At 59.5% G+C, this 12,432-nt stretch carries 8 protein-coding genes; 5 read left to right on the top strand and 3 right to left on the bottom strand.

Features of this window, described 5'->3' with window-relative positions; all coding sequences use genetic code 11:
• The first annotated feature begins 90 nt into the window (after nucleotides 1–90).
• The 4 genes from HF931_RS08225 (at nucleotide 91) to HF931_RS08210 (ending at nucleotide 7,107) form a co-directional block, all read left to right on the top strand.
• Nucleotides 91–1,599: an amidase family protein gene (locus tag HF931_RS08225; protein WP_035546618.1), complete on the top strand. Its 1,509-nt coding sequence runs from the start codon at nucleotides 91–93 to the stop codon at nucleotides 1,597–1,599.
• A gap of 6 nt (nucleotides 1,600–1,605) precedes the next feature.
• On the top strand, nucleotides 1,606–2,616 hold the full coding sequence (locus HF931_RS08220) for a zinc transporter ZntB (protein ID WP_273243018.1): 1,011 nt from the start codon (nucleotides 1,606–1,608) through the stop codon (nucleotides 2,614–2,616).
• A 181-nt stretch (nucleotides 2,617–2,797) separates the two neighbouring features.
• On the top strand, nucleotides 2,798–3,874 hold the full coding sequence (locus HF931_RS08215; RefSeq protein WP_273243016.1) for an efflux RND transporter periplasmic adaptor subunit: 1,077 nt from the start codon (nucleotides 2,798–2,800) through the stop codon (nucleotides 3,872–3,874).
• The gene (locus HF931_RS08210; RefSeq protein WP_273243014.1) at nucleotides 3,871–7,107 is read left to right on the top strand and encodes an efflux RND transporter permease subunit; all 3,237 of its coding nucleotides are present in this window, start codon (nucleotides 3,871–3,873) and stop codon (nucleotides 7,105–7,107) included. The genes HF931_RS08215 and HF931_RS08210 overlap by 4 nt, the downstream gene beginning before the upstream one ends.
• Before the next feature lie 208 nt (nucleotides 7,108–7,315).
• Here HF931_RS08210 and HF931_RS08205 read toward each other — a convergent pair whose 3' ends face one another.
• Together HF931_RS08205 and HF931_RS08200 are read right to left on the bottom strand one after the other, a co-directional pair.
• Nucleotides 7,316–7,750, bottom strand: coding sequence for a PH domain-containing protein (locus HF931_RS08205; protein ID WP_162175917.1), 435 nt, complete (start codon nucleotides 7,748–7,750; stop codon nucleotides 7,316–7,318).
• Nucleotides 7,751–7,808: 58 nt separating this feature from the next.
• Entirely contained in the window at nucleotides 7,809–10,148 is a 2,340-nt protein-coding gene (locus tag HF931_RS08200; protein WP_420537721.1) for an ATP-dependent helicase, read from the bottom strand.
• A gap of 108 nt (nucleotides 10,149–10,256) precedes the next feature.
• On the opposite strand from HF931_RS08200, the gene HF931_RS08195 reads away from it, so the two are divergent.
• Entirely contained in the window at nucleotides 10,257–10,838 is a 582-nt protein-coding gene (locus HF931_RS08195) for a hypothetical protein (protein ID WP_273243011.1), read from the top strand.
• A gap of 402 nt (nucleotides 10,839–11,240) precedes the next feature.
• On the opposite strand, the gene HF931_RS08190 is transcribed toward HF931_RS08195, so the two are convergent.
• Complete coding sequence (locus tag HF931_RS08190; protein ID WP_273243009.1) at nucleotides 11,241–12,350, bottom strand: NADH:flavin oxidoreductase; 1,110 nt, start codon at nucleotides 12,348–12,350, stop codon at nucleotides 11,241–11,243.
• Nucleotides 12,351–12,432 lie beyond the last annotated feature (82 nt).

Here is a 12,432-nt window from a genome sequence, read left to right as displayed (position 1 = left end):
GCCATAAACCGTCTTGGCGGTTCATTTGGCCTTGCGAAAACATGCAGTGCATTTCAGTCTGCTGCGCAAAAGGGACAAGGGAGACCATAAATGACCGGATTCACAAGACGCGCCGCCTTGCTTGGGGGCGTGGCGGCCACGACACTTGCCGCCTGCGGCCAGAAATCCAGCGGTGCACTCACACCGGCAAGCACCCCGGTCGCCGCGAAAGCGGTGCCACCTGCCGGTTGGGAAAGCGGCCTGACCATCGCGCGCCGTATTAAATCCGGAGAAACGACATCCCTCGCTGAGGTCGAGAAAGCGATTGCGCGCGCAGAGGCGGTAAATGGCGACATCAACGCCATCGCCACGGCAAGCTTCGATACAGCCCGTGCAGTGGCCGCGGATCCACTTCCAGGCCCGTTCAGCGGCGTCCCCACCTTCATGAAGGATCTGCTCGACTGGGAGGGGACTCAAACCCTGTGGGGCAGTCGCGCTTTCGTCGGAAACATCTCATCGCAGGATTCTCCCTTCGCCACTGCCTGGCGTAAGGCCGGGGTCGTGTCACTCGGCAAGTCCACCACACCTGAAATGGGGCTGACCTCGACAACCGAACCTCTGGTGACCGGTGCGACGCGCAACCCCTGGGACCTGTCCCGCATGACCGGCGGCTCCTCCGGCGGCGCTGCCGCGCTGGTCGCTGCGCGCGTGGTGCCGTTTGCGCATGCCAGCGATGGCGGCGGCTCCATCCGCATTCCAGCGTCGACTTGCGGCGTGTTCGGTCTCAAGCCTTCTCGTGGCCGGCTCGGTGCGCGCTCGGCTGCGGCGCCCCCTGTCGACATTTCAGTCAATCATGCCGTCACAATATCCGTTCAGGACTCCATCGAACTGTTCCGTGTCGCCGAGACGAATGACGGCACCTACGCTCCACTGGGAGAGATTTCAGCTCTGAACCGCCCGCTCAAGATCGGCTTCGCGCCTGATACGATCAGCGGCACGCGTGTCGCGGCCGAGACGACAGCCGCGCTTGAGGACGTTGCGCAGCTCTGTCGAGAGCTTGGCCATGAGGTACGCGACTTCTCCGTTCCTCTGGATGGCAAGGAATTCACGGACAAGTTCCTGCTTTACTGGGCCGCTGGCGCAGCGGAGTTCGCCGGGCAGGCAAGCGCCTTTTCCGGAAAGCCGGTTGGGCCGGACATTCTTGAGCCCTGGACGCTTGGACTGGTGTCCATGTTCCAGTCACGGCAGGCAGAAATGCCTGAAACCATTGCCTATCTCCAAGCGTTCGAAGCCGCTTATGATGAATGGTTCAATGACATTGATGTGTTGTTGACGCCCGTCACCGGCAGCCCGGCCGTGCCGATTGGTGAGCAGGCCCCGGATGGTGACTTCGACACGGTCATGGAAAGCGTGCTCAATTTCGCTGCATTCACTGCCCCCATGAACGTGGCCGGCGCCGCCTCCATGAGTGTCCCGCTATCCTGGTCCTCCGGAAATCTGCCGATCGGTTCGATGTTCTCGGCCAAGCGTGGACAGGATGGACTATTGTTCGAACTCGCCATGCAGTTAGAAATCGCCCGTCCCTGGATGTCACGCACACCACCGGTCTCCGCGCTGTAGACGCCGATGACGACGCCTGCCCCGCACCCGCCCGAATTCGCGAACGCACCGATGGTGTTTGGCTACGGATTTGCGGCGGACGGAGCGGCGACGCCATTGGAATGGTCGGATGTATTGTCCGGCCGTTTGTCGGAGTTCGCGCGATACTGGTTGCACCTGAACAGGCTGTCACCGGATGTCCGCACCTGGCTGAAGACCCAAAGCGGTCTGGACCATCTGTCAACAGAAGCACTTCTTCAGGAAGACACGCGTCCACGCGCCGTCCGACATGACCCGGGCTTCCTGATCAATCTGCGCGGCATGAACCTCAATGAAGGCGAAGCGCTGGAAGACATGCTTGCCCTGCGCATGTGGGCCAGCGAGACGGCGCTGATCACCTTGCGGGCCAAGCCGATCCGCGGCGCGCGCGACGTGGAAACCCTGGTGAAAGAGGGAAAAGCCCCCGCCTCAACCGGCGGACTGATCGCCGCACTGGCCGATGCTCTGACGGATCGGATGGAACCCGAGGTCTCACGTTTCGATGAGCAGGCCGATCAGTTCGAGGATGATCTGCTCGATCCATCCATCAAGCTGCCGCGCTCCACGCTGTCGGAGTTCCGACGTCGTGTTCTTCAGGTCCGGCGTTACATCCTGCCCCAGAGAGAGGCGCTGGCCCAGCTGGTGAGAGAGGGATCGCAAGCGGGCCTGTTCACTGATCATGATCTGCTATTCCTGCGGGAATCCGCTGACCGGGTGACCCGTCTGGCGGAAGAGCTCGACACGATCCGGGACCGGTCCACCGTGCTTCAGGAGCAGGTCATCGAAGAACGCGCCGAAGTCATGAACCAGCGCCTGTTTGTACTTTCTATCCTGTCGGCTGTTTTTCTGCCGATCAGCTTTGTGACGGGGCTGTTCGGCGTCAATGTTGGCGGCATGCCCGGCGTGGAAAGCCCCGGCGCCTTCGCGCTGCTGGTGGTTGGACTGGCACTGGCCACCTTGCTGATGCTTGCCCTCTTTCGTTGGCGTCGCTGGATCTGACTGGCGCCCTTACGCATCAGGGCGATTATTAATCATACCTTTCGCTGAAAGCTGAAATCCCTGCAGCACCTTTGCGGGATCGCAACAATCCGCTGTTAACTATGCTGTATCGGTCGCCTTAACCGGGCGACGCCGTACCCTATTTCTGCTACACAAGCAGCCCTGTGTGAAAGTGTGAACCGTGAACCGATCCGTCAAAATTGCCATTCTGATTTTTGCCGGGCTGCTCGCCTGGTTCGTCATCCGAAGTGTGATCCGGGGCGATATCAGCACCCAGCACGAGGAACCGCGGATCGAAAAGAACACGGTCGCGCCTCAGGCGGTGACTTATGAGGCGTCCGCGCAGACCCACGGCATTCGCCTGAAGGCCAAGGGCCTGACTGCACCCGACAAATCTGTCACCGTGAAAGCGGGCACCGCAGGCAATGTGATCTCGACACCGGTGCGAGAGGGTACACATGTTTCGCGCGGCACCCTGCTCTGCGGACTGGACGTTGAGGCGCGTGCTGCACGACTGGAAGAAGCAGAAGCCCGTCGCGACGCCGCGCGCATTGATTTTGAGGCGGCGAAAACGCTGGCCGAGAAAGGCCTGGCCCCGGCCAATAACGAAGCCGCGGCCAAGGCAGCGCTGGACGCAGCTGAAGCTTCGGTCAATGCCGCGCGGGTGGAATTGTCCAAAACCCAGATCCGCGCCCCGTTCGATGGCATCTTCGAAACGCGTCTAGCCGAGGCAGGCGACTATCTCTCCCCCGGCCAACCATGTGGCACAATGGTGGACATGGACCCGGTCATCGTTGCGGTCGAAGTTGCCGAAGCGAATGCCGGCCAACTCTCCACGGACATGACCGGCACAGCCCGTCTGCCTAGCGGACAAACCTATCCGGCCAGGCTCCGCTATGTGTCCCGCACGGCCAATGAAGGCACACGGACCTTCCTGATCGAAGCTGAACTGGACACGGGTGAAGACCCGGTCGCGGCTGGCGTCACCGCCGAATTGTTCATCCCGATGGGCGATGTCCCCGCCACACTGATTTCCCCCGGACTGCTGACCCTGTCAGACGCAGGCGACCTCGGTGTGCGCTATGTAGATGACCAGAGCATTGTGCGCTTCGCCGAAGTGAAGGTGATCGACGAGACGCCCGAAGGCGCATGGGTCACCGGTCTGCCCTCTCCGGCTCGCTTGATTTCGATTGGTCAGGACTATCTGGCTGAAGGCGTCGAGGTGCGGCCCGTACCACAGGGTGGAGCGCAGCCATGACCCGCATTGTAGAAGGTGCCATCGGCCGCGCCAGGATGGTCCTGTCCATCCTGATCTGCGCGATCATTGCCGGTACGGCCACCTATGTCGGCCTGCCCAAGGAAGCCGACCCGGATATTCCGATTCCGTTCGTCGGCATCACCGTGCCTCTTGCAGGCGTGACGCCGGAAGATGCCGAGCGCCTGCTCGTCAAACCCATCGAGCAGGAGATCCAGTCTCTTGAAGGCCTGAAATCTTTTATCGGCATCGGAGCCGAGGGGGCTGGCCAGTTGATTCTGGAGTTCGAAATCGATTCCGACATCGATCAGGCAGTGCTGGACGTGAAGGACAAGGTAGACCTCGCCAAACGTTTCTTCCCGGATGATGCGCGTGAACCGATCATTACCGAAGTCAACGCTTCCCAATTCCCCATCATGGTGGTGAATTTGTTCGGCCAAGCCCCAGAGCGCGGCCTGAACGATATTGCTGAAACGCTTCAAGACTTGCTGGAACGCAACCCCGGCGTGCTGGAAGCGACCATTATCGGCCAGCGCGAAGACGTGCTGGAAATCGTCGTCGATCCGGTGAAGCTGGAAACCTACAACCTGTCCTATCAGGATATCTACGCCGTGGTTTCGGCCAACAACCAGCTTGTGCCGGCTGGCCAGATTGATACGGGCGAAGGCAGCTTTGCGGTGAAAGTCCCCGGCCTTATCCGCACGGCCCAGGACGCACTGAACCTTCCGGTAAAACGCTCTGAGAACGCAACAGTGACCTTGTCAGATGTCGCCGAAATTCGCCGTACGTACAAGGACGCGACCGGCTACGCCACATTCAATGGTGAGCCGTCGCTGCAGCTTCAGATCGTCAAACGCTCCGGCGCCAACATTCTCGATACCGCCAATTTCGTCCGCGACACGGTAGAGGCCCAGAAGGAAAGCTGGCCCAATACCGTAGACGTGCGCATCACCTCAGACGCGTCGGAACTCATCGGCGACCAGCTCGGACAGCTGCAGAATTCTATCATTACCGCAGTCGTTCTCGTGATGATCATCTGTGTGGCAGCTCTGGGTTTGCGCTCTGCGCTGCTTGTCGGAATTTCGATCCCAGCCTCATTTGTCATGGCCTTCCTGCTGCTCGGCGCGTTTGGCTACACAATCAACATGATGGTCATGTTCGGCATGGTCATCGCCGTGGGTATCCTCGTGGATGGCGCGATCGTCGTAACCGAATATGCCGACAGGAAAATGGCGGAAGGGCTGGACCGGAAACGTGCCTATGCCATGGCCGGCATGCGCATGTTCTGGCCAGTTGTTGCCTCAACTGCCACCACGCTCGCCGCCTTCATCCCCTTCCTGTTCTGGAATTCGATGCCCGGCAAGTTCATGGCCTATCTGCCCATCACGCTGATCTTCGTGCTCTCGGCCTCGCTGGTCATGGCGCTGATCTTCTTGCCGGTGCTCGGCTCCGTCATTGGCGCGCGTCCGGGCGGCAAGGATGAAAGCCTCGCCGCGCTCGCTGCGGATGCCGATCCGGCGTCGGCCACCGGTTGGCTCGGCGGCTATGTGCGGATCGTGCAATCGCTCATCGCCAGACCGCTCGCTGTCACCGGCGTCGCAATTGTCAGCGTGATTGCAATCTTCATGTGGTTCGGCTCAACCGAGCACAAATCGGAACTGTTTCTGGATGTCGAACCTGAACAGGCTTTTGTCTTTGTTCAGGCGCAAGGCAGTCTCTCGACGGCCGAACAGCTCTCCCTGGTCAAACGCGCCGAAGCAGCCATCACCGGTATGGACGGCGTACAGGACATTTCGACCGAGGCTGGAAGTTCTGGTCAGGCGATTTTCTCGCCAGATGGATCGTCCAGCAAGCCAATTGATACGGTCGGCCAATTGCTGATCGACCTCGCCACCGCAGACGGCGTGCACAATGGCCGTCGCACCTTGGCAAATATCCGTGATCGGTTGAGCGAAGTGCCCGGCCTGCGATTTGAAATCGCCGCGCGTGAGCAAGGTCCACCCTCCGGCAAGGACGTGCAGATCGCCCTGCTCTCTGAAGATGCAGCCGCGCTGAACTCAACGGCACAATTGATCCGCGAGCATCTCGATTCCCGCGCAGACCTTCGGGAAGTCGAAGATACGCGTCCCCTGCCCGGCATTGAATATCAGCTGGAGGTCGACCGTGCCGAAGCTGGTAAGTATGGGCTCGACATCAGCCAGGTTGGCGCAGCAGTTCAGTTGATCACCGAAGGTGTGCTGGTCGGCCGGTACCGCCCGGATGATGCGCAGGACGAAGTCGACATTCGTGTACGTTTTCCACAGTCTGACCGGAGCGCCAGCGCGATTGATGATCTGCGCATCGCCACGCCGCGCGGGAATGTTCCGCTTTCCCTGTTCGTGGAACGTGTGCCTGCTCCACGGGTCAGTCAGATCACTCGCCGCGATGGCGCACGCGTGATCGACGTTCGAGCCAATACGGTCGAGCAAGGCGCCGGCGCAGGCATCGTCGAGGAACTAAAGGTCTGGATCGCCAATCAGGATATTCCGTCCACAGTCGAGGTTCGCTTCGAGGGAGCGGACGAAGATGCCGCAGACGCCGCCGCCTTTTTCCAGGGGGCCCTGCTGGCCATGCTGTTCATGATGGCCATCATCCTGCTTTGGGAGTTCAATAATTTCTGGCAGGTCTTCCTGACCCTGACGGCTGTCATCATGTCTACGGCGGGTGTCGTGGTCGGCATCCAGCTTATCCTGCCATATGTCTCACAGTTGATGATCGGCACGGGAATCGTGGCGCTCGCAGGTATCGTGGTGAACAACAATATCGTGCTGATCGATACATACAATCGCCTGCTCAGCGATGGCCGGACGCCTGAAGAAGCCGCGGTTGCGACAGCGGCCCAACGTATCCGCCCGATCTTGCTGACGACCGGCACGACGATCTGTGGCCTGTTGCCCATGATCATCCAGATGAACGTCAACTTCTTTGAAGGCTCGATCAATTTTGGAGGAGCAAGCTCCGAATGGTGGGTTCAGCTCGCCACGGCGGTTGTGTTTGGCCTTGGTTTCTCAACCATCATGATCTTGCTGGTGACACCGGTCTGGCTGCTCGCTCCGCACCGCATCGTTCGCTGGGCGGGCCGGATGAAGGATCGTGTACGCGGCAAGCGTGAAGCCAAGCGCGCGGTCTCACAATCGTCTTCGGGCACGGCCAATGAGAACAACCCCGTGGACCGCTCCCTGCCCGCGGCGGAATAGGGTCCTGATGACCGGCAGATGAACGCGCCATTCGGATTGCGTTCGCCCGCCACAATGTAACACCTGTCCCTGCAGCGCCGGGTATGCCTCGCCAGTCCTCCGGGACCAGCGCATCCACCCATCGCGCTTGTCGAGGCCGGCCTGCCTTCCCTTACCCCCTGAACAGGCCCCCGGTTGCTGCAAATCCCTGATCTTGGAAATCACCTACCTATCCGGTGAGCGGCCCGCCAGGCTGGATCGCGGCCTGTTTCGATTTCTCCGCTTCGGCGCGAAATTTCTGCGGGTGCGCCATGGAGGGAAAGGTGATGTGGGTTTCACCGCGGCCATGAATCGAGAGCCTTCCAAACCCGAAGATGCGGCCAAGAATACCCTGCTTCAAAGTGCTGCCTTCAATCGCGTCCAGCGCAATTTCATTCACATCCGCTGACCAGAGCCCGGTCTTCATCACAACACGACGGTCAGTCACGACGAACTCGGTTGTGTTCAAATGGATCATTTTCGCGATGAAATAGACGATACCGACGATCAGAATGCCGAACACGACAAGCATCAGCCAGGCCTTGGCATGCTCAAACCAGTGAAACGCACCGCGATGGCGCAGTATCTCGCCTTCATAGAGATGTTTCTCGATGTATCCGGCCATATGCGCCTCACCGCTGCCCCGCATCCATCCAATTCCGAATAGGCGGCGCGGTCAACCGTCAGACGGGCTGCACGAAGGTGGCAATCACTTTCTTCCGACCAGACTTTTCGAAGTCCACCGTCAGCTTGTTGCCTTCTGTATGGGCGACACGGCCATAGCCGAATTTGTCGTGAAAGATGCGCGTACCGACCTTGAACCCGGAAGGGCCGCCAGAGGTGGCTGACAGGTTGGTGGCGTCCCGTGGCGGGCGTGTATCGAATTTGCCCGCATTCTCCTTCAGGCGTTGCCAGCCGGGGCTTTTGTAATTCGAGCGCTCCCCCAGATCTTCGACCGTCCCAGTAAATCCGGTATCGCCTCCGGGAATACCGGAATAGCCGGTCTCTGATACCGCCTCGACATGTTCGTGGGGCAGTTCGTCCACAAACCGGCTCGGCAGCACGCTTTGCCAGCGGCCATAGATCTGCCTATTCGCGACAAAAGAGATGTAGGCATGCTGGCGCGCGCGCGTAATGCCGACATAGGCAAGACGGCGTTCTTCCTCGAGGCCCTTCATGCCACTTTCATCCAGGCTGCGGCGTGATGGGAACACTTCCTCTTCCCAGCCCGGCAGGAACACGACGGGCCATTCCAGCCCCTTCGCACCATGCAGTGTCAGGATCTGCACCTGGTCTTCCCCGGCCCCGCCGGTCGAAGCGTCCATGACCAGTTCGATATGCTCCAGGAAGCCGGCCAGTGAGTCGAACTCGCCCATCGCGCGGACCAATTCCTTGAGGTTGTCCAGCCGCGTCTGCGCCTGAGGGCTGCGATCCTTCTGCAGCATGTCCGTATAGCCGGATTCCTCCAGAATCGTCTCGGCGAGCTCTGTATGCGGCATGCCATTGGTCAGCTTGTCACGCCACAGATTGATCTGGTCGATAAACTGGGTCAGGCCGCGCTTTGCGCCCCCTTTGATTTCGTCAGTCTGCAGCACCATTGGCGTCAGCACGAACAGGCTGCGCCCGTCTTCACGCGCATAGGATTGCAACTTGGCCAGAGACGTATTTCCGATGCCGCGCTTGGGCTGGTTCACCACGCGCTCGAACGCCAGATCATCATCCGGTGAGCGGATCAGGCGCAGATAGGCCAGCGCATCGCGGATCTCGGCGCGTTCAAAAAAGCGTGGCCCGCCAATCACGCGGTACGGAATGCCCAGCATGATAAAGCGTTCTTCAAACGCCCGCATTTGCCAGGATGCACGCACCAGTACAGCGCAATCCTCATGGCTTCCACCCTTGGACACCCAGCTTTCGATGTCGTCGGCAATCAGGCGGCTCTCGGCCTCGCCATCCCACAGGCCGCGCACCTTCACCTTGGAGGCGTCGATGTCGTCGATCGCATTGTCATCGCCCACATAGAGCGTCTTTCCGAGACGGCTCTTATTGTGGCTGATGACGGATGAGGCCGCCGCAAGGATATGCTTTGTGGAGCGGTAATTCTTTTCCAACCGGATAACATGCGCGCCGGGGAAATCCTTCTCGAAACGGAGGATATTGTCCACTTCCGCGCCGCGCCAGCCATAGATCGACTGGTCATCATCGCCAACACAACAGATGTTCTGCGATCCCTGCGCCAGCAGGCGCAGCCACAAATACTGCGCAACGTTCGTATCCTGATATTCGTCAACTAGGATATAGCGGAACTTGTCGTGATACTCTTTTAACAGGTCCGGATTGTTCTGGAAGATGACGATGTTGTGGATCAGCAGGTCGCCGAAATCACACGCGTTCAGAACTTTCAGGCGAGCTTGATAGATCTGGTAGCAGGTGATGCCCTTGCCGTCGGCAAACTGGTGCGCCTCTTCCGGTGGCACCTTGTTCGGTACCAGAGCGCGGTTCTTCCAGCCATCGATCAGGCTCGCCAGATAGCGCGGTGTCCAGCGCTTGGGGTCGATGTTCTCTGCCTGAATGATCTGCTTGCACAGACGGATCTGGTCATCGGTGTCGATGATGGTGAAGGTGGATTTCAGGCCCGCCAGCTCGGCATGCTTGCGCAGGATCTGCGCGCTGATCGAGTGGAATGTGCCGAGCCAGCGGAGCCCCTCGCCTGCCTCTCCCAACATGGATAGCGCCCGCTCGCGCATTTCCCGCGCGGCCTTGTTGGTAAAGGTCACGGTCAGCGTCTGCGACGGCCAGGCCAGCCGCGTGCCAATGATGTGCGCCAGCCGGGTGGTCAGCACGCGCGTCTTGCCCGTGCCCGCGCCAGCCAGCACCAGCAATGGCCCTTCAGTCGTCAGCACCGCCTCGCGCTGCTCCGGATTCAGGCCATCAAGATACTCCGCCTCGCTCTTGGCTGCGGGCGGCTTGGCAGAGGCCATCTGCGAAATGGACATACGATTCGGATTGGAACTCATGGCGAACATATAGCACCGAATGCGCCCTTGGGCAGGGCTTGCAGCGCAGGCGTGCATTGCAAATGCCTGTGCCCCGTGCAACCCTCCTCAAGGTTGAAAAAATGGAGACATCCCAAAATGAACTGGATCGACTGCTGCGCAGCAACCCTTACAGTTCTGACGCTGGCCCAGCCAATGGCCTGGGCAGACGGGAAGTACAGCCACGAGATGAGTTTCCACCTCAAGCCAGGCGATTCTCAAACCGTGTTTGTGAGCGGGTACAATTCCGGGAAGTCCTTTCCGGTCTTCAGGATCTGCGCGACGTCGACCTCAGGCCATTTGGCCAATGTCACGATTTTGGAGTCGGGAAAAGGCAATGCCATTGGCGTGACCGAACCGCTGCCTCATCATGGCTGCCTGTTTGTGACCGGCGGTCAAATTGCGGTGGCGGCCGAAACCGATCCTTCCCCAGAAATTCGTGCCGCCATGGATGACGCAGCTGAACGGGCCCGAGATTGGCTAACCGATCGCATCGCGACGCTCAGCGCTAAACCCGACCGGGATGAAACCGAGGACATGCTGCTGGAAGAATTACGAACTCGGCTGGAGAAATCCAATCAATCGGACCAAGTATTCATTGGGAATATCTGGGCGCAGAACAAACAGGATTTCACACCTCCAGAAGGCGTCAGTATACGCGTTGCGATATCATCAGACTGAGACGGACCCTATCTGAGGTCGCACCATCGCTGGTTCCCTTCACGTAGGGATCGTCCAGCCCATCCTGAACCAAAAAACCCCGCAAGGACGCGTCAGGTGTGCGGGACGCGGCCTTGCAGGGCTGAGCAAGATGCTGGTGTGAAGGCATCTTACCTTGGGTGTGAGCACAGCCCACGTCAGCAGGGGAAATCGAGCATCCGCACGAGCGACACCGGAACCCGCAGGTTCCGAGCGCAGACGAAGGAAATGCGTGTACGGGTCCCCCGCAAAACTTCGTCATCAAATTGTGCCGGATGGCTCTTTTATGTCCCCACCATCCAGACGAAGAACTTACCCGGGAGAGCGTTTCTTCGTCTGGTTAATCAGAACCATTCCCTGCCCTCAGATGCAAGAAAAATCGACCTATGATAGCGTCGCGAGGCTCGCTGCATCATAATCAGTCAATTCCTCGGCACGTCCTTCATGAATCTTGCGGGCCCATGCCGGGTCCTGAAGCAGGGCGCGACCAACGGCGACAAGATCAAACTCGTCCCGAGCGAGGCGTTCTTCCAGATCATCCAGTGACCGCGTGCCGGACCCTTCGCCCTGGAAGGCCTTGATGAAATCACCTGACAGTCCAACAGACCCGACCGTAATGGTTGGCAAGCCCGTCAGTTTCTTGGCCCAGCCCGCGCCATTGAGGCCATTCTCGCCGTCGATTTCGGGAAATTCCGGCTCCCAATAGCGGCGCTGAGAAGCATGGAGCACGTCCACACCAGCATCCACGAACACTTTCAGGAAGGCCTCAAGATCGTCAGGTGTCGTGGCGAGACGCGCGCCGTAATCCTGTTGTTTCCACTGGGAATAGCGCAAGATCACCGGAAAGTCCGGCGACACGCGCTTGCGGATTTCCTTCAGGATATCCGATGCAAAGCTCGCACGCTCCACGAGAGACGTTCCGCCGAACTTGTCATCACGCTGGTTCATCGCATCCCAGAAGAACTGGTCGATCAGATAGCCATGCGCGCCATGAACTTCGACACAGTCAAAGCCCAGCTTTTCAGCTTCGGCGGCGGCGTCCGCATAGGCCAGGACCATATCGTCAATTTCTGCGGAGGTCGGCGCGTCGATAACCTGCTTGCCGGTATGCGTCATACCTGACGGACTATCCGTCGGGGCGTCAGGATTAGGCCCGCTGCCAACTTTGCGGACCATGCCCATATGCCAGATCTGCGGCGCGATCTTGCCGCCCTTGGCGTGGACTTTCCCGACAACATTCTTCCATCCAGCCAGCGAGTCCGCCTCATGGAAATTCGGCACGTTCGGATCGTTGGACGCGCCGCCCCGGCGGATCGTGGTGCCCTCGGTCAGAATCAAGCCGACTTCGTTTTCTGCGCGGCGCGCATAGTAGCCGGCCACATCGTCGCCCGGAACGCCGTTCGGAGATTTCGACCGCGTCATCGGGGCCATAACGATCCGGTTCGGCAGGTCGAGAGATTTGATCTTGAATGGGGTGAACAGTGAACTTGTCATTTAGGGCTCCATCAATGTTGCGAGACAGGTGGCCGCGCCCTCCCCTCGCGTCAAGAATTTACGCAGCGCAAAGACAGACATT

Origin of the sequence: Hyphomonas atlantica corrig. (assembly GCF_017795365.1) — a bacterium.
Classification (GTDB): Bacteria; Pseudomonadota; Alphaproteobacteria; order Caulobacterales; family Hyphomonadaceae; genus Hyphomonas; species Hyphomonas atlantica.
Note: the sequence above shows the minus strand (reverse complement) of the source record. Positions and strands in the feature narration are given on the sequence as shown.